Origin of the sequence: Rhizobacter sp. (genome assembly GCF_032229685.1) — a bacterium.
In the GTDB taxonomy this organism is placed as follows: Bacteria; Pseudomonadota; Gammaproteobacteria; order Burkholderiales; family Burkholderiaceae_C; genus LMDS01.
The window spans coordinates 41,272-57,759 of record NZ_JAVTWP010000038.1; the positions used below are offsets into that span (position 1 = coordinate 41,272).

Below are 16,488 nucleotides of genomic sequence, written 5' to 3' on the forward strand. Positions count from 1 at the left end.
CCGCCATGAGTGACACACCACCCGACACGCCGTCGTTCATCTACCTCGCTTCGCAAAGCCCGCGCCGGCGCCAGCTGCTCGACCAGATCGGCGTGCGCCACGAACTCCTGCTGCCGCGCGAAGACGAAGACGCCGAGTCGCTCGAAGCCGAAAAGCCCGGCGAGCTCGCAGCCGCCTACGTCGAGCGCGTGGCGCGCGACAAACTCTGGGCCGCTCGCCTTCGCCTGCGCAAGAGCGGCCTGCCCGATGCGCCGATCCTGTGTGCCGACACGACCGTGGTGCTCGGCCGGCGCATCCTCGGCAAACCCGCCGACGCGGCCGACGCGGCGCGAACGCTGCGCCTGCTGTCCGGCAAGACGCACCGCGTGATCACCGCCGTGGCGGTGGGTTCGGCTGCCGGAGAATGGCGCGTTGCCAGCACCTCGCGCGTGCGCTTCGCAGCGATGAGCGATGCGGTGATCGACGCCTACGTGGCCAGCGGTGAACCTTTCGGCAAGGCCGGTGCCTACGCGATCCAGAGCAGCGTGGCGGCGTGGATCGAGCGCATCGAAGGCAGCCACTCCGGTATCATGGGTTTGCCCCTGTACGAGACGGCACAACTGCTGAAAAAAGCGGGCGTCGGCGGCTTCTGAACCGCAGCGAACGCCGGCCACAACAAGAGACAGGCCCAGCGCTCATGCAAGACATCCTCATCAACTGGGCTCCCCAGGAAACACGCGTGGCCGTGGTCGAGAACGGCGCGGTGCAAGAGCTGCACATCGAGCGCGCGCTCGAGCGCGGCCTGGTCGGCAACATCTATGCCGGCCGTGTGGCGCGTGTGTTGCCGGGCATGCAGTCGGCCTTCATCGACATCGGCCTGGAGCGCGCAGCGTTCCTGCACGTGGCCGACGTGCAAGTAGCGGGTGTCACGCCGCGTGGCGACCATGGCCACAACAACGTGCCGCCCACGCCGATCGAACGCCTGGTGTTCGAAGGCCAGACGCTGACCGTGCAGGTCATCAAGGACCCGATCGGCACCAAGGGTGCGCGGCTCTCCACGCAGATCAGCATCGCCGGGCGGCTGCTCGTGTTCCTGCCGCAAGACGACCACATCGGCATCTCGCAGAAGATCGGCTCGCCAGAATTGCGCGAGCAGTTGCGTGCCCGCATGGGTGTGCTGGCGCAGGTGCCCGAAGGCGGCGGGCCACAGGGCGGCTTCATCCTGCGCACCAATGCCGAAGAAGCGACCGACGAGGAGCTTTCGGACGACATCCGCTACTTGCGCAAGACCTGGGCCGGGGTGCGCGAGCGCAGTTTCAAGTCGCCGCCGGGCACCTTGTTGCACCAGGACCTGAACCTCGTGCAGCGTGTGCTGCGCGACCTGGCGCACGACGCCACGCAGACGATCCGCATCGACTCGCTGATGCAGTTCGACCTGCTCTCGAAGTTCGGCCACGAGTTCACGCCGACCTCGGTCGCCAAGCTCGCGCACTACGCCGGCGAGCGGCCGATCTTCGACCTGTTCAACATCGACGAAGAGATCGCGCGCGCGCTGACGCGGCGTGTCGAGCTCAAGTCGGGCGGTTACCTCATCATCGACCAGACCGAAGCGCTGACCACGGTCGACGTGAACACCGGCGGTTTCGTCGGCGCGCGCAACTTCGACGACACGATCTTCAAGACCAACCTCGAGGCCGGCCAGGCCATCGCGCGCCAGCTGCGCCTGCGCAACCTGGGCGGCATCATCATCATCGACTTCATCGACATGACGCGCGAGGACCACCAGAACGCGGTGCTCGCCGAACTGCGCAAACAGCTCGCGCGCGACCGCACCAAGATCACGGTGAGCGGCTTCACGCAGCTCGGGCTGGTGGAGATGACGCGCAAGCGCACGCGCGAGTCGCTCGCGCACATGCTGTGCGAGGTGTGCCCCACCTGCGAAGGCAAGGGCCAGGTGAAAACACCGCGCAGCGTGTGCTACGACATCCTGCGCGAGATCCTTCGCGAAGCGCGCCAGTTCAACCCGAAAGAGTTTCGCGTCATCGCGTCGGCGGCCGTGGTCGAGATGCTGCTCGACGAAGAGAGCCCGCATCTGGCGGGCTTGAGCGACTTCATCGGCAAGCCGATCTCGCTGCAGGCCGAAGCGCTGGGCTCGCCTGAGCAGTACGACATCGTGCTGCTGTAGCCGGCCGGCGCGCACGCCCAGGAGTTCACCCGACGATGTTTTCGATCCTGATCCCGACCTGGAACAACCTCGACTACCTGCGCCTGGTGGTGCAGAGCATCCGGCGCCATTCGGCGCACGCGCACCAGATCATCGTGCACGTGAACGACGGCAGCGACGGCACGCGCGAGTGGGTGATGCAGCAGCAGCTCGACGCCACGTTCTCGACCAGCAACGTCGGTATCTGCCTCGCGGTGAACGAGGCAGCGCAGCTCGCCGAGCACGACTACATCGTCTACCTCAACGACGACATGTACTGCCTGCCGGGCTGGGACACGGCGCTGCTCAAGCGCGTCAGGGCAATGCCTGACGATCTCTTCATGCTTTCGGGCACGATGGTCGAGCCCAAGAACAGCGGCAACCCCTGCGTGGTGGTCGCCGACCATGGCGACACGGTGGCGGGCTTTCGCGAAACCGAGCTGCTGAAGGCCGCGCCCGGCCTGAAGCGTGCCGACTGGGCCGGCGCCACCTGGCCGCCGACGCTGGTGCATCGCAAGTGGTGGTTCAACCTGGGCGGCTACAGCACCGAGCTGTCGCCGGGCATGAGCAGCGACAACGACTTCTCGATGAAACTCTGGCACGCCGGCTGCCGGCGCTTCATCGGCGTGGGCGATTCGCTCGTGTACCACTTTCAATGCAAGTCGACCGGCAAGGTCGTGAAGAACGACGGCCGCAGCCAGTTCCTGCACAAGTGGGGCATGACGCAATCGACCTTCGACCGGTTCTATCTGCGGCGTGGCGAGACGCTCGCGAACGACGTGTTGCCCGAACCCGACCCGAAGACCACGAAGGGCCTGAAATGGGCGCTGCGCAAGAGCGCGTGGCGGCGGCGCTTCGGTTGAACCGGAGGTGAAACCATGTTCAGACCTGCTTCTGTGGCCATGAGTGCCGCGGCCTGGTGCCTGGCGCTGTCGGCCCACGCGCAGACGCCGCCCGAGACGGACAAGCCGGCCTTCGATGCCGAACTCGCGCGTTCGCTCGGCGCCAACGAGAACGGCATGCGCAGCTACGTGTTCGTGCTGCTGAAGACCGGGCCGAACAAGGTGCCGCCCGGGGCCGAACGCGACGAAATGTTCAAAGGGCACTTCGCGAACATGAGCCGGCTGGGCAACGAAGGCAAGCTCGCCCTCGCCGGGCCGCTCGACGGGGTCGACGGCTGGCGTGGCCTCTACGTGTTCGCGGTGACCGAGATCGAGGAAGCACGCCTGCTCGTGGCCACCGACCCGGTGATCATCAAGGGCGAAATGGTGGCCGAGTACCACCAGTACTTCGGTTCGGCAGCGCTGATGCTGGTCAACGACGCCCACAAGAAGATCGCGAAGAAGCGCTTCTGAGCGCAGTTGCGGGCGGGCCTAACGCGTTCGACGGACTGACCGCTTGAGCCAGAAGAAGGGCGCCAGCAGCGCCGGGCAGGCCGCGTAGACGAACAGGCGCAGTCGCAGCGCGAGCGGCACGCTCCGTGCGCCCAGCACCACGCGGCAGCGGGCCGACAAGGAGCCAGCCGCGAACAGGTCACGAACGAAGTGCTCGCGTGCCAGGCGCGCCAGCAGCGCGGGTTCGACTGCAGCGAGTTGGCCCGCCTTGCGTGCGTCGGCCAGCAGCAGCGGCAATTCGACGAGCGAACTGCGGTTGTTCTTCAGCAAGGCTTTCACCACGTCCCCGGCCGACTGTGCGCGGCGCCGGAACGACAAGCCGCCACGCCGGTAGCGCACCAGCGGTTCGGCCAGCGTGACGGCGCCGCCGCTCATCACCGCGCGCAACACCATCACCAGGTCTTCGGCGACCACGCCTTTGGGCAGCGGGCCGAAGCGGTCGAACACACGCCGTGTCCAGGCCTGCGCGGCGCCGACGACAAAAGGCGGGCGGGCCAGCCAATCGGCGGCGTTGCGGCAGGTGGCGAGATCGCTCGGCGTGATCACGGCGCCGGCCTGACCGGCTTCGTCCACGTCGATCAGCGCCGCGGCGATCAGGTCGAGGCGTTGTTCCGAAGCGCGCCATGCTTGCATCACTGTTTCGCAGCGCTGCGGCAGTGACACGTCGTCACCCGCAGCGACGAACAGCAAGTCGCCTTTCGACAAACTCACCAGGTGGCTCAGGTGCGCACCGATGCCGAGGTTGTGCGGGTTTCGGTTCAGCACGATCCGGTGCGGGCCGGTGTAGCCGGCCACGGCGGCCTGCATCGCGGCGAACGTGCCGTCGCTTGAGGCGTCGTCCGAGAGGATGATTTCGAGGGGTGAGTAAGTCTGGCTCAAGGCGCCGGCCACGGCGTCGGCAACGGTCTTTTCCTGCTGGTAGGCGATCAGCAGGATGCTCGCCAGCGGCGCGTGGTCGCCGCTCACCGGGCGCGCACCTGCTCGGCCAGCGCCAGCAGCGCCTTCACGTGCACCTCGACCGAGGGGTCATAGCCGAGCGCGGCCAGCGGGTCGGCGATGCGGTGGGTGTTGGCCCGCCACGCGCCGACGGCTTTGTCGATCGCCTCACCCAGGCTCTGTGGCTGCGCCAGGCTGAACGCGTACTGGCCCGGCGCACGGATCACCTCGGCGCAGCCCACGTTGTCGGCCGCCACGATCGGCGTGCCGCACAGCACCGATTCCACGCCGACGAGGCCGAAAGGTTCGAAGATCGAGGCCAGCACCGTGAAGTCGACTGCGCGGAACACGTTGTGCAGGTCGTTGCGGTAGCCGAGGTAGCGGATGTGCGGCGCATCGATGTCGACGGGTCGGCCGGCGACGACCAGGCAGACGGGCAGGTCGGTCTTCGCGAAGAAGTCGGCCAGCAGGTCGAGGCCCTTGCGGCGGTGGCCGGTCGAAGCGAGCAGGAAGACGGCCTTGTCGTCGGGCAGCTTCAACTCGGCGCGCAGGCGGGTGCGTTCGGCAGCAGGAACCGTCGAGAAACGCTCGCCGTCGACCGGCGGGTACATCAGGCGGATCTTGTCGGCGCTGATGCCGTAGTAGCGCTGCACCTCATCGGCCATGCGCTGCGAATGCGCCACGATGAACTGCGCGTTCGTGAGGTGCGCGCGTTCGAGCGCGATCTTCCAGCCGTCGGAGCGGCGTTCGCGTTCGCCCATGGCCGCCAGATAGCCCGGGTGCGTGCTGCCGCAGATCGCGATGTCGGCCGCGCCGGTCTGGTTGCAGGCGATCAGGGCCCCAAGCTCGCGGCGCTGCTTGAAGCGGCGGATGCGCCAGTCGAAATACAGGTCGCGCAGCTTCGAGGGCACGCCGGTCATGCGCACCGGCAGCGCGTCGACCCACGCGTATTCGGGCAGCGTGGTGTCGAAGGCCTTGGCGATGACGGTCGGGCGCACGCCGAGCGCGTGCAGGCCGCGCACCAGCGTGACCGCATAACGCTCGATGCCGCCGCTGTGGCGCAGGCCGTGGTTGCTGAGGCAGAGTTTCATTTACCGCGCAGCCGTGCTTTCACCCGCTTGATGGCGGCCGCCTGCTCGGTGAACGAGAAGGTCATGAACTTGCGCACGCGCCAGCCCAGCGGCAGCTGCGGGTTCGCCATCGCGGCACGCCAGCGGGCACCGCGGCCTTGCGCGTCGAGCATGGCGCGCAGGTAAGTCTCGCGCTGCAGCGTGGGCGCCAGAGACGCGGCCACTTCGGCTTCGCAGCCGGCGATGCGCGCGTCGTGCGTGAGCTGCGCGATCTCGGCGAGCACGCGCCGGTTCTGCGTGCGCGTCCAGTTCAGCAGGCGTTCGCCGGTGTGGGTGTGGGGCTGGTGCGAGCTGCCGCCGACACGGTAGTGCACCAGCGGCTCCTTCACCGTGAGCGCGCCGCCGCTCGTGATGGCGCGCAGCACCATGATGCGGTCTTCGTACCACACGTCGTCGATGAACGGCCCGAAGCGCCGCATGATGCGGCGCGTGAAGGCGTGTGTGGCGCCGACCGTGTAGGGCGTCTTCTTCACCCAGCTGTCGAGCGTGACCCGCGCCAGGTCGTCGGTCGTGATGCGCTGGCCGAGTGCGCCCTCGGGCGACACCTCGACGAAGTGGCTGGCGATCAGGTCGGCACACTGCTTCGATGCGTCCCAGGCCTGCGCCAGCCGCTGTACACGCTGCGGCACCGAGAGGTCGTCGCCGGCGGCGGTGACGATCAATGCGCCCGCGGTTTCGAGCATCAGCTGGTTGTAGTGCGCGCCGATGCCCAGGTTGTGCGCGTTGCGCCGTGCACGCACCTGGTGGGGGCCTCGGTAGGCGTCGGCCATGGCCTGCAGTTCGGCAAAGGTGTCGTCGCTCGACGCGTCGTCGGAGAACACGATCTCGAGCGGCTCGCCGACCTGCGCGAGGCAGCTCTCGGCGGCGGCGCGCACCGTCGCCTGCTGGTTGCACGCCAGCAGGATCAGGCTGATGCGCGGCGCGTCCGACATGCGTGAGTCAGGCCGCTGCCTTGACCGCTTCGAGTTCCCACAGAAAGTAGGCGAGCCGCCCGCTCCTGGCCTTGCGTTGGCGCTTCCATTCCTGCTGCCAGGTGAGCGGCACGGCGTTCTGCGAATGTTCGGGGATCACCCACTGCGCGCGCTTCGCGTTGAAGCGGCCGTTGAAGCCGTACATGCGCGCCAGCGGCTTCTCGCCGCAGAAGTAGGCGTGCGTGCCTTCGGTGATGATGTTGACGTGCGTCGGATCCTGAAACGCCTCGCGGCTCGGAAAACATGGCGTCAGTGCGTAGAACAGGCCACCGGGTGCGAGCACGCGCCAGACCTCGTCCATCAGCCGCACGAACGGGAAGCACGTGGTGTTCGGCTCGGTGCCGTTCAATACGCGCGGCATGTGCTCGATGAAGTCGAAGGCCGAGACCGAGCCGAACATGTCGGCGGCAAAAGGGATCGGCTCGAACGCGAGGTTGGCCGCGGCGAACTCGAACTGCGCGTTCGACTCGAGCCGGCGTAGGTCCACGCCGTAGAGCGAACGTTTGCCATAAGGGTTGCGCGGCGTGGTGCCGCAGCCCAGGTCGAGGTGGCGCTCGAAAGCGGCCGCGGCCGGCGCGCTCACTTCTTGGCTTTGGGCACGCGGCCCATCAGGTAGAACTCGTCGTTCGGGCGCATGCCGCTGAAGTTGGCCATGCGGTTCGACAGGCCGAAGAGCGCAGTGATGCCGGCGATGTCCCAGGCGTCTTCGTCGGTGAAGCCGTGCTCGTGCAGTGCGGCGAAGTCTTCGTCGCCGAGCGCATACGACGCGTTGCAGACCTTCATCGCGAAGCCGAGCATCGCCTTCTGGCGCGGCGTGATGTCGGCCTTCAGGTAGTTCACCGCGAGCTGGTCGGCGATGAGAGGGTTCTTCTCGTAGATGCGCAGGATCGCGCCGTGCGCCACCACGCAGTACAGGCAGCCGTTCGCGCCGCTGGTGGCGACGATGATCATTTCCTTCTCGCCCTTGGAGAGGCCCGACTCGCGCAGCAACAGCGCGTCGTGGTAGGCGAAGAACGCGCGGAACTCGTCGGGCCGGCGCGCGAACGCGAAGAACACATTGGGCACGAAGCCGGCCTTTTCCTGCACTTCGAGGATCTTGTGGCGCAGGTCTTCAGGCAGGTTCTCGATCGGCGGGAACGGGTAACGCGGGGCAGCGATGTTCGACATGGTTCAGCTCCTGAATTGCAAGGCGTGCAGCCGTGCATACAAACCGCCGAGAGCCAGTAGCTCGGCGTGGCTGCCGGTTTCGATGACACGCCCGCCGTCGAGGGCGATGATGCGGTCGGCACGCTCGATGGTCGACAGGCGGTGCGCGATCACGAGGCTGGTGCGGCCTTTCATCAGCGTCTCGAGCGCCTGCTGCACGAGGCGCTCCGACTCCGAGTCGAGCGCCGACGTGGCTTCGTCGAGGATCAACACCGGCGCGTTCTTGTAGATCGCGCGGGCGATCGCCAGGCGCTGGCGTTGCCCGCCCGAGAGCTCGCCACCGTTGTGGCCGATGACGGTGTCGATGCCGTAGGGCAGGGTGTCGGTGAAGGCGGCGAGGTTGGCGCCGATCAGCGCTTCACGCACCCGTTCACGGTCGACTTCGGCGCCGAGCGCCACGTTGGCGACCACCGTGTCGTTGAACAGCACCACGTCCTGGCTCACCATCGCGAACTGTTTGCGCAGCGCCGCCACGTTCCATTCCGGCAGGGCGTAGCCGTCGAGGTAGACCGCACCCGAAGTCGGCTCCAGAAAGCGTGGCAGCAGGTTCACGAGCGTGGTCTTGCCGGCGCCCGAGGGGCCGACCAGCGCCACCGTTTCGCCGGGCTTGAGTTCGAGCGTCACGGCGTCGAGCGCTGGCGCCTGGTCTTCGCGGTAACGCAGCGTGACCCAGCGCATCTCGATGTGGCCGGCGCACTTGTCGGGCGCATGCGTGCCGCCCACTTCGCGCGGAGCGGTTTCGATCAGCGACACGCCCCGGTCCATCGAGGCCATACCACGCGTGATGGGCCCGGCCACTTCAGACAGGTGCTTCATGGGCGCGACCATCATCAGCATCGCGGTCACGAACGAGACGAAACCACCGACCGAGCCGCCGCTCTGGCCGCTTTGCCACAGTGCCACCACGATCACCGCCGAGAGCGCACACGCGGCCAGGATCTGCGTGATCGGTGTCATCGTGGCCGCGGCCACCACCGACTTCATCGACAGGCGGCGCAGCACGTCGCTCACCCGGCCGAAGCGCGCGGCCTGAAAAGCCTCGCCCGCATGCAGCCGCACGCTGCGCCAGGCGAGCACGTTTTCTTCGACCACGTACGCCAGTTCGTCGGTGGCTTTCTGGCTCTCCACCGTGAGGCGGTGAAGGCGCTTGCTGAGCACGCGCATCACGAGCGCCACCGCCGGGAACAACACGCCGACGAAGAGTGTGAGCTGCCAGTTCTGCCACAGCAGGTAGAACAGCAGCGCGACGACGGTGAGCGAGTCACGCACCAGCGACTGCACCGAATACACGAGCTGGTTCGCGCCGCCCTGGATCTCGAAACTCAGCGTGTTCACGAGGCTGCTCGCGGTGTGCTGGCTGAAGACCGCCGGCTGCGCGTCGAGCAGGCGCTCGAACATGGCCTGGCGCAGCGCCAGCGTGCTGCGGTTCGCGGCCCAGGCCAGGCCGTATTGCGAGACGAAGCCGGCCAGGCCGCGCAGCGCGAACAAGCCGATGATGGCCACCGGCACCAGCCACAGAGGCAGCTTGCCGGCCTGGAAGCCGGTGTCGAGCAGCTGCTTGAGCAGTTGCGGAATGGCCGGCTCGGTGGCCGCGCCGATGGCGGCGCCCACGAAGGCGAGGATGAACCCGTTCCGGCTGCCCTTGAAGTAGGGTGCGATGCGCTGCAGGCGCGCTTTGAAAGGCAGCTCGGGGGCGGTCATGGAGCGGCATTATCGGGGCGCGCTGGCGGGGCCCGCGCGGGGCATCCCTACAATCGCGCAGCCCCGACTTCCTGCGCTGCATGAGCCCACCCCTGCTCTCGGTCATCCTGATCACCAAGAACGAAGCGGCCAACGTGGCTGGCTGCCTGGCTTCGGTCGCCTTCGCCGACGAATGGATCGTGGTCGATGCCGGCAGCACCGACCACACCGCGCAGATCGCCCGCGCGCACGGCGCCACCGTCATCACCACCGACGACTGGCCCGGCTTCGGGGTGCAGAAGAACCGGGCCCTCGCCGCTGCCACGGGGCGCTGGGTGCTCAGCATCGACGCCGACGAGCGTGTCACGTCCGAGCTGGCGCAGAGCATCCGGGCCGCGATCGGCGCAGAGACATCCGGTCACCTTGCCGACACCGAATCACGAAGCAGCCGTGGCAAGCTCGCGGGCCATGAAATTTCGCGCCTTTCCAGTTTCTGCGGCCAGTGGATGCGCTACGGCGACTGGTACCCCGACCGTGTGTTGCGCCTTTTCCTGCGCGAGAACGGGCGCTTCTCCGACGACCTGGTGCACGAACGGCTGATGGTGAACGGGCCGATCGGCAGGCTTGATGGCGAGCTGTTGCACGACAGCATGCCCACGCTCGAAGGTGCGCTCGACAAGATGAACCGCTACAGCAGCGGGCGCGCGCTCGACAAGGTGCGCGCCGGCGGGCAAGGCGGTTTGCTCGCGGCGTTCACGCACGCCCTGTGGGCTTTCGTGCGCTGTTATGGCGTGCGGCGCGGCTTTCTCGACGGGCGCCTCGGCTTCGTGCTGGCCGTCTACGTGGCCGAGGGCACCTGGTATCGCTATCTGAAAATGGGTTTGCTGAACAAACCGCCGAAACCACCGTTCGATTGAACCAAGCGCAAAAAACAGGATCACGAGAAGTCATGCTCAACAGACGCCAGTTCATCAGCCGCCATGGCGCCACCGGCGCCGGCCTCGTCATCGCCTCGGCGGCCTTGCCGGCCTGGGCTCAGTTCCGGGTCGAGATCTCGGGCGTGGGTGCCACGCAATTGCCGATCGCGATCGTCAAGTTCCGCGACGAAGACCGTGCCACGCCGTCGTTGTCGCTCTCGGCCATCGTGCGTGCCGACCTCGAGCGCAGCGGTGCCTTCCGCGGCATCGACGCACCCGGTGCGCTCGACGAGGCTTCGCGCCCCGTGATGACCGAGTGGCGCAGCCGCGCCGCCGACGCGCTGGTGGCCGGCTCGATCGGGCGGCTGGCCGACGGCCGCTTCGATGTGCGCTTCAAGCTCTGGGACGTGGTCAAGGGCACCGAGCTCGGCGGGCAGGCCCAGGCCGTCGACGCGAGCGACCTGCGCCTGGCGGCACACCGCATCGCCGACTTCATCTACGAAAAACTCACCGGCGACAAGGGCGTGTTCTCGACCCGCATCGCCTATGTGACCAAGGGCGGCGGCCGTTTCACGCTGCGTGTGGCCGACAGCGATGGCGAAGGCGGGCAGGTGGCGCTGAGCAGCCCAGAGCCCATCATCTCGCCGGCCTGGTCGCCCGACGGCAAGCAGCTCGCCTACGTGTCGTTCGAAAGCCAGAAGGCCGTGGTGTACACGCAAGACGCCTCGAGCGGCGCGCGCCGGGCGATCGCCAACTTTCGCGGCTCGAACAGCGCGCCGGCCTGGTCGCCCGATGGGCAGCAACTGGCCGTCACCTTGTCGCGCGACACCGGCTCGCAGCTCTACCTGATCCCCAGCACCGGCGGCACGCCGCGGCGCCTGACCACCAGCTCGGCGATCGACACCGAGCCGGCGTTCGCGCCCGATGGCCGCGGCCTTTATTTCGTGAGCGACCGCGGCGGCGGCCCGCAGATCTACCGCACCAGCCTGAGTGGCGGCAGCGTCGAGCGCATCACCTTCAACGGCGCCTACAACATCAGCCCGGCCGTAAGCCCCGACGGCCGCACGCTCGCCTACATCTCGCGCCAGGGCGGCGGCTACCGCCTCTACACGCTCGACCTGACCGGCAGCGCCCAACCGGTGGCGCTGACCGACAGCAACGACGACGAGAGCCCGAGCTTCGCACCCAACGGCAGGCTCATCATCTACGCCTCGCGCGCGCAAGGGCGCGACGTGTTGATGACGACCACGCTCGATGGCAAGATCAAGGCGAGGCTCATTTCCACCACGGCCGATGTGCGCGAGCCCGTGTGGGGCCCGTACGGCCGATAAGTTTCCAACGACGAGGATGAACCCATGAACACACAAAAAACTCTCTCGAACCGCCACACCCTCATGGCGGCGCTGGCTGCCGCCGCGCTCGTCACGCTGGCCGGCTGCTCCACCACCAAGCTCGACACGCCGGTGCCGGTCGAATCGCGCACCGGCAGCAGCGCCAGCTCGGGCAGCACGTCTGGGGCCAACACGGCCGGCACGAGCCAGAGCGCGGTCACGCCGGTCGACCTGAGCAAGAGCGCGACCGACGGCAGCATGGGCCGCGTCGTCTACTTCGACTTCGACAGTTTCGCGCTGAAAGACGAGTACCGGCCGACGGTCGACGCCTATGCCAAGGCACTCACGGCCGACCGCAAGAAGCGTGTCGCCATCGAAGGCCACACCGACGAGCGCGGCGGGCGTGAATACAACCTGGCGCTCGGCCAGAAACGTGCCGAGGTCGTGGCCCGCGCGATGACGCTGCTGGGCGCGACAGACGCGCAGGTCGAGGCCGTGAGCTTCGGCAAGGAGCGCCCGGCCGTGCAAGGCAGCGACGAGGCCGCCTGGGCCAAGAACCGCCGCGCCGAGCTCAACTACAAGTGATGAAGGGCGCGATGCAGAGCCTGCCGCGCGCGGTCGGCAGCGCATTGAGCGGCTTGTGCCTCGGTGCCGCGCTGTTCGCGGCACCGGCGCATGCCGGCTTGTTCGACGACGACGAAGCGCGCAAGGCGATCCTCGACCTGCGCCAGCGCATCGAGCAGGGCAACGAATTGCAGCGCACGCGCTCGGCCGAGCAGACCGCGCTGCTCACCGAGCAGATCAACACGCTCAAGCGCAGCCTGCTCGAACTGAACAACCAGATCGAGCTGCTGCGCGGTGACAACGCCAAGCTGCGCGGCCAGAACGAACAGCTCGCGCGCGACCTGTCGGACGTGCAGCGCCTGCAGAAAGACATGCAGGCCGGCGTTGACGATCGCATCCGCAAGATGGAGCCGCAGAAGGTGTCATTCGAAGGCCGCGAGTTCATCGTCGAGCCTGAAGAAAAGCGCCAGTACGACGAAGCGATGGACGCGCTGCGCAAGAGCGATTTCGAGCGCACCTCGACGCTGCTGTCCAACTTCCGCCGGCGTTACCCGGCCAGCGGCTACGGCGACGCCGCGCTGTTCTGGCTCGGCAACGCGCAGTACGGCTCGCGCCAGTACAAGGACGCCATCGGCTCGTTCCGCTCGCTCGTGAGCGCTTCGCCCGAAAGCCCCAAATCACCCGAGGCGCTGCTCGCGATCGCCAACTGCTATGCCGAGCTGAAAGACGGCAAGACCGCGCGCCGCACGATCGAAGAGCTGATCAAGACCTACCCGAAGTCCGAAGCCGCGCAGGCCGGCAAGGAGCGGCTCGTCTCGCTGAAGTAGGCCTCCGCGCCGGCGCCGTGCCCGGGGCGCGACGCACCGCGTGCCTAGAATATGGGCATGCAAGAAATCGATCTGAAGGCCCTTTCCACGGTCGTGCTGTGGGCCTCGTTCGGCCTGTCGGTGCTGTTCGGCGCCATCACGCAACGCACCCATTTCTGCACCATGGGTGCCGTGTCCGACATCGTCAACATGGGCGACTGGACGCGCATGCGCATGTGGGTCATGGCCATGGGTGTGGCGATGCTCGGCTTCAATGCGATGGTGGCGCTGGGCTGGCTCGACGCCTCGAAGAGCATCTACGGCGGGCCGCAGTTCATTGGGCTGTCGGCCCTCGTGGGCGGGCTGATGTTCGGCTTCGGCATGGTGCTGGCGTCGGGCTGCGGCAGCAAGACCCTGGTGCGCATCGGCAGCGGCAACCTGAAGTCGCTGGTCGTGTTCATCGTGCTCGGCGTGGCGGCGTTCGCCACGCTCAAGGGCATCACCGCGGTGGCGCGTGTGGCCACGGTCGACGCGGTGTCGCTCACGCTCGCTACCTCGCAAGACCTGCCTTCGCTTCTTTCGGCGCCCACCGGCCTGGGCAAAGCCACGCTCGCGGGGCTGCTCGGTTCGGTCATCGGTGGAGCGCTCATCGTGTGGGCGCTCGCGCGCAGCGAAGGCCGCTCGGCCAACAACCTGCTGGCGGGTCTGGGCGTGGGCGCCACCGTGGCCGCGATGTGGTGGGTGTCGGGCCGGCTCGGTTACGTGGCCGAAGACCCCAACACCTTGCAGGAAGCGTTCGTCGCCACCAATTCGCGTCGCATGGAGTCGCTGAGCTTCGTGGCGCCGGTGGCCTACACGCTCGACTGGCTGATGTTCTTCAGCGACAAGGGCAAGCTGTTGACGGTCGGCATCGTCTCGGTGTTCGGCGTGGTGGCCGGCTCGGCCGCCTATTCGCTGCTCACCCGGAGCTTCCGCTGGGAAGGGTTTCGCAACGCCGGTGACACCGCCAACCACCTCGTCGGCGCGGTGCTGATGGGCGTGGGCGGCGTCACCGCGCTGGGCTGCACGATCGGGCAGGGCTTGTCGGGCCTGTCGACGCTGAGCCTGGGCAGTTTCGTCGCGCTGTGTGGCATCGTGCTCGGTGCCGTGGCGGCGCTGCGCTTCCAGATCTGGCGCATCGAACGCGGTGGCTGAGATGAACGCCGCCACTGTCGCCGCCGCGCCGCTCGGCGAGGCTGATCTCGAGCGCCGTTTCGGCGGGCTGCGCCGCTTGTACGGCGAGGCAGGTTACGCGCGCATCCGCGCGGCGCGGGTCGTGGTCGTCGGCGTGGGCGGTGTGGGTTCGTGGGCCGCCGAAGCGCTGGCACGCAGCGGCGTGGCGGCACTGACCTTGATCGATCTCGACCACGTCTCCGAATCCAACATCAACCGCCAGGTGCAGGCGCTCGGCGCGACCGTGGGGCAGGCGAAGGTCGAAGCGCTGCGCGAGCGCATCGCCGACATCCACCCCGGCTGCGCGGTGACGACCGTGGAAGAGTTCGTCGACGAAACGAACTGGCCCGCGCTGCTGACACAAGCGGCCGACGTGGTGATCGACGCCTGCGACCAGGTGCGTGCCAAGGCCGTGCTGGCAGCGTGGGCCTTGCAGACCGGCACCGCGCTCGTGATCGTTGGCGCCGCTGGCGGCAAACGCCAGCCGCACGCGGTGCAGACCGAAGACCTGGTGCTCGTCACGCACGACCCGCTGCTCGCATCGCTGCGCCAGCGTTTGCGCCAGCACCATGGCGCTGCCCGCAGCGGCAAGCTCGGTCTGCGCTGCGTGTTCTCGCGCGAACCCGTGCAGGCCCCCGCCGACGCGTGTGATGTCGACGGCAGCCTCAATTGCCATGGCTACGGCTCCAGCGTGGCCGTGACCGCCACCTTCGGCATGCTGGCCTCCAGCCTTGCGCTAGAATGCGCGCTGCTGTGAGCGAGGCCGCTCGAAAAGCTGGATATAATTGAAGGCTTGCCGGGTTGTTAGCTCAGTTGGTAGAGCAGTAGACTTTTAATCTATTGGTCGTGGGTTCGAGCCCCGCACAACCCACCAAAATTCAGCACCAGAAAAGCGGCACAAGTTTCGAAGAATGTGGGGCTCTTAGCTCAGTTGGTAGAGCAGCGGACTCTTAATCCGTAGGTCGAGTGTTCGAGTCACTCAGGGCCCACCAGTAAAAACAACGGCTTGCCAGAAATGGCAGGCCGTTTGTCTTTGTGGTGTCGCCAGATCGCAGCCAGGTCCTTCTGAATCAGCGCGGCCGGCGCTCACTCGCTCGCGATCGGCGTGCCGCCATCGTCGCGGTGCTTGCTCCCACCTGGCGAATGGCCCGCGCAAACTCCTGGACGACAGGAAGCGGCTCGATGGCGCCACGGCGTGTGAACAGGCCGAACGGCGGCAACGACATCGAGGGTGTGACCAGGATTCGCCGCACGTCGCCGCGCGCGACCTCGTCGCGTGCGTGCTCGAAGCGCACCGCGCACAGCAAGGTCGGGTCGAGACGCAGCACCGCGCCGATCGTGACCGACGACATCGCCTCGATCGCCGGTTCGGGCGGGTCGACGCCGTCGTTCAGGAACGCATTGATGAAGGCCTGACGCACCAGCGTCTCGCGCGGTGGCGCCACCCACTGTGACGCGCGCAACTCGGCCCAGCGCAGCTCGCGGCGGCGCACCAGCAGGTTGGCGCTCGCCGCGAGCACGCACAGCTCGTCCTCGAGAAGTACTTCAGAGCGCAGGCGCGGCATCACGTCGCTGGACAAGAGCTCCGGTGTGACGGCGCCGAACACGCAGTCGAGCTCGCCGTCGAGCAGGCGTTCGATGAGTTCGCGCACGCGGCCTTCGCGCACATGCACCGAAGCGGCGGGCAAACGTTGGCGCAGCTGAACGATCGCGGCCGGCACCGCTGCCGTCACCGAAGGCGCACCGACGCGGAGCACCGCGCTCGCTCCGGCGCGCAGCGCGTCGATGTCGTCGCTCGCGCGTGACAGCTCGCTCAGCATCACGCGCGCACGATGCACTGCCGCAGCGCCGAGCGCATTCGCCTGCACACCCTGGTGGCTGCGCTCGAAGAGTCGAGCCGAGAAGCCCGCCTCGACTTCGCCCAGCATCTTGCTCATCGCGGGCTGGCTGAGGTTCAGCCGGGTGGCAGCCGCGCGCATGGTGCCGGTCTCGGCCAGGGCGACGAGCATCTCGAGGTGGCGCAGGCGAAGGCGGCGGATCAGGTAGTCGGGGCCCGTGAGCATCGTGTTCTTCACTCTCTTTTGGCCGCGGCCGGGTTCACCCTAACGGGCGGCTGGGCCGATCACGATTCGTGATCGGGGTATCAGCATTATCGATTT

At 67.5% G+C, this 16,488-nt stretch carries 17 protein-coding genes and 2 tRNA genes; 12 read left to right on the forward strand and 7 right to left on the reverse strand.

Annotated features, from left to right (window positions below; all coding sequences use genetic code 11):
• Positions 1-5: 5 nt before the first annotated feature.
• The 4 genes from AC30PD_RS16310 to AC30PD_RS16325 are packed head-to-tail and all read left to right on the forward strand — an operon-like array spanning position 6 to position 3,537.
• Entirely contained in the window at positions 6-632 is a 627-nt protein-coding gene (locus tag AC30PD_RS16310) for a Maf family protein (protein WP_489536719.1), read from the forward strand.
• Positions 633-676: 44 nt separating this feature from the next.
• On the forward strand, positions 677-2,164 hold the full coding sequence (gene rng, locus AC30PD_RS16315) for a ribonuclease G (RefSeq protein WP_489536720.1): 1,488 nt from the start codon (positions 677-679) through the stop codon (positions 2,162-2,164).
• Between the two features lie 35 nt (positions 2,165-2,199).
• A complete protein-coding gene (locus AC30PD_RS16320) occupies positions 2,200-3,045 on the forward strand; it encodes a glycosyltransferase family 2 protein (RefSeq protein WP_489536721.1) in 846 nt (281 codons plus the stop codon).
• 15 nt (positions 3,046-3,060) lie between these two features.
• Complete coding sequence (locus AC30PD_RS16325) at positions 3,061-3,537, forward strand: YciI family protein (RefSeq protein WP_489536722.1); 477 nt, start codon at positions 3,061-3,063, stop codon at positions 3,535-3,537.
• An 18-nt stretch (positions 3,538-3,555) separates the two neighbouring features.
• Here the strand turns inward: AC30PD_RS16325 and AC30PD_RS16330 are convergent, their stop codons facing one another.
• The 6 genes from AC30PD_RS16330 to msbA are packed head-to-tail and all read right to left on the reverse strand — an operon-like array spanning position 3,556 to position 9,520.
• Complete coding sequence (locus AC30PD_RS16330) at positions 3,556-4,542, reverse strand: glycosyltransferase family 2 protein (RefSeq protein ID WP_489536723.1); 987 nt, start codon at positions 4,540-4,542, stop codon at positions 3,556-3,558.
• A complete protein-coding gene (locus tag AC30PD_RS16335) occupies positions 4,539-5,603 on the reverse strand; it encodes a glycosyltransferase family 4 protein (protein ID WP_489536724.1) in 1,065 nt (354 codons plus the stop codon). The genes AC30PD_RS16330 and AC30PD_RS16335 overlap by 4 nt, the downstream gene beginning before the upstream one ends.
• The gene (locus AC30PD_RS16340; protein ID WP_489536725.1) at positions 5,600-6,574 is read right to left on the reverse strand and encodes a glycosyltransferase family 2 protein; all 975 of its coding nucleotides are present in this window, start codon (positions 6,572-6,574) and stop codon (positions 5,600-5,602) included. Before AC30PD_RS16340 ends, AC30PD_RS16335 begins: the two co-directional genes overlap by 4 nt.
• A gap of 7 nt (positions 6,575-6,581) precedes the next feature.
• Positions 6,582-7,196 carry a hypothetical protein gene (locus AC30PD_RS16345; RefSeq protein WP_489536726.1) on the reverse strand — a complete coding sequence of 205 codons (615 nt, stop codon included), beginning with the start codon at positions 7,194-7,196 and terminating at the stop codon, positions 6,582-6,584.
• Positions 7,193-7,780: a peroxidase-related enzyme gene (locus AC30PD_RS16350; RefSeq protein ID WP_489536727.1), complete on the reverse strand. Its 588-nt coding sequence runs from the start codon at positions 7,778-7,780 to the stop codon at positions 7,193-7,195. The genes AC30PD_RS16345 and AC30PD_RS16350 overlap by 4 nt, the downstream gene beginning before the upstream one ends.
• Positions 7,781-7,783: 3 nt before the next feature.
• Positions 7,784-9,520 carry a lipid A export permease/ATP-binding protein MsbA gene (gene msbA / locus AC30PD_RS16355; RefSeq protein ID WP_489536728.1) on the reverse strand — a complete coding sequence of 579 codons (1,737 nt, stop codon included), beginning with the start codon at positions 9,518-9,520 and terminating at the stop codon, positions 7,784-7,786.
• Between the two features lie 80 nt (positions 9,521-9,600).
• On the opposite strand from msbA, the gene AC30PD_RS16360 reads away from it, so the two are divergent.
• From AC30PD_RS16360 to AC30PD_RS16395, 8 genes are all read left to right on the forward strand, one after another.
• The gene (locus AC30PD_RS16360) at positions 9,601-10,416 is read left to right on the forward strand and encodes a glycosyltransferase family 2 protein (RefSeq protein WP_489536729.1); all 816 of its coding nucleotides are present in this window, start codon (positions 9,601-9,603) and stop codon (positions 10,414-10,416) included.
• 32 nt (positions 10,417-10,448) lie between these two features.
• Positions 10,449-11,747 (forward strand): Tol-Pal system beta propeller repeat protein TolB, encoded by a 1,299-nt coding sequence (gene tolB, locus AC30PD_RS16365; protein WP_489536730.1) that lies wholly within the window; start codon positions 10,449-10,451, stop codon positions 11,745-11,747.
• A gap of 24 nt (positions 11,748-11,771) precedes the next feature.
• Entirely contained in the window at positions 11,772-12,332 is a 561-nt protein-coding gene (pal, locus tag AC30PD_RS16370; protein ID WP_489536731.1) for a peptidoglycan-associated lipoprotein Pal, read from the forward strand.
• A gap of 11 nt (positions 12,333-12,343) precedes the next feature.
• The gene (ybgF, locus tag AC30PD_RS16375; protein WP_489536732.1) at positions 12,344-13,138 is read left to right on the forward strand and encodes a tol-pal system protein YbgF; all 795 of its coding nucleotides are present in this window, start codon (positions 12,344-12,346) and stop codon (positions 13,136-13,138) included.
• A gap of 57 nt (positions 13,139-13,195) precedes the next feature.
• Complete coding sequence (locus AC30PD_RS16380) at positions 13,196-14,311, forward strand: YeeE/YedE family protein (RefSeq protein ID WP_489536733.1); 1,116 nt, start codon at positions 13,196-13,198, stop codon at positions 14,309-14,311.
• 1 nt (position 14,312) lies between these two features.
• Positions 14,313-15,086 (forward strand): tRNA threonylcarbamoyladenosine dehydratase, encoded by a 774-nt coding sequence (locus AC30PD_RS16385; RefSeq protein ID WP_489536734.1) that lies wholly within the window; start codon positions 14,313-14,315, stop codon positions 15,084-15,086.
• Positions 15,087-15,127: 41 nt separating this feature from the next.
• Positions 15,128-15,203: transfer RNA gene (locus AC30PD_RS16390), tRNA-Lys, on the forward strand.
• Positions 15,204-15,245: 42 nt separating this feature from the next.
• A tRNA-Lys gene (locus tag AC30PD_RS16395) sits at positions 15,246-15,321 on the forward strand.
• A gap of 78 nt (positions 15,322-15,399) precedes the next feature.
• Here AC30PD_RS16395 and AC30PD_RS16400 read toward each other — a convergent pair.
• Positions 15,400-16,392, reverse strand: coding sequence for a LysR family transcriptional regulator (locus AC30PD_RS16400; protein WP_489536735.1), 993 nt, complete (start codon positions 16,390-16,392; stop codon positions 15,400-15,402).
• Positions 16,393-16,488 lie beyond the last annotated feature (96 nt).

Bases quoted from the DNA above. Each gene is read 5' to 3' on its own strand.
- AC30PD_RS16310 (WP_489536719.1), top strand. From the start codon at position 6: ATGAGTGACACACCACCCGACACGCCGTCGTTCATCTACCTCGCTTCG.
- rng (WP_489536720.1), top strand. From the start codon at position 677: ATGCAAGACATCCTCATCAACTGGGCTCCCCAGGAAACACGCGTGGCC.
- AC30PD_RS16320 (WP_489536721.1), top strand. From the start codon at position 2,200: ATGTTTTCGATCCTGATCCCGACCTGGAACAACCTCGACTACCTGCGC.
- AC30PD_RS16325 (WP_489536722.1), top strand. From the start codon at position 3,061: ATGTTCAGACCTGCTTCTGTGGCCATGAGTGCCGCGGCCTGGTGCCTG.
- AC30PD_RS16335 (WP_489536724.1), bottom strand. From the start codon at position 5,603: ATGAAACTCTGCCTCAGCAACCACGGCCTGCGCCACAGCGGCGGCATC.
- AC30PD_RS16340 (WP_489536725.1), bottom strand. From the start codon at position 6,574: ATGTCGGACGCGCCGCGCATCAGCCTGATCCTGCTGGCGTGCAACCAG.
- AC30PD_RS16350 (WP_489536727.1), bottom strand. From the start codon at position 7,780: ATGTCGAACATCGCTGCCCCGCGTTACCCGTTCCCGCCGATCGAGAAC.
- msbA (WP_489536728.1), bottom strand. From the start codon at position 9,520: ATGACCGCCCCCGAGCTGCCTTTCAAAGCGCGCCTGCAGCGCATCGCA.
- AC30PD_RS16360 (WP_489536729.1), top strand. From the start codon at position 9,601: ATGAGCCCACCCCTGCTCTCGGTCATCCTGATCACCAAGAACGAAGCG.
- tolB (WP_489536730.1), top strand. From the start codon at position 10,449: ATGCTCAACAGACGCCAGTTCATCAGCCGCCATGGCGCCACCGGCGCC.
- pal (WP_489536731.1), top strand. From the start codon at position 11,772: ATGAACACACAAAAAACTCTCTCGAACCGCCACACCCTCATGGCGGCG.
- ybgF (WP_489536732.1), top strand. From the start codon at position 12,344: ATGCAGAGCCTGCCGCGCGCGGTCGGCAGCGCATTGAGCGGCTTGTGC.
- AC30PD_RS16380 (WP_489536733.1), top strand. From the start codon at position 13,196: ATGCAAGAAATCGATCTGAAGGCCCTTTCCACGGTCGTGCTGTGGGCC.
- AC30PD_RS16385 (WP_489536734.1), top strand. From the start codon at position 14,313: ATGAACGCCGCCACTGTCGCCGCCGCGCCGCTCGGCGAGGCTGATCTC.
- AC30PD_RS16400 (WP_489536735.1), bottom strand. From the start codon at position 16,392: ATGCTCACGGGCCCCGACTACCTGATCCGCCGCCTTCGCCTGCGCCAC.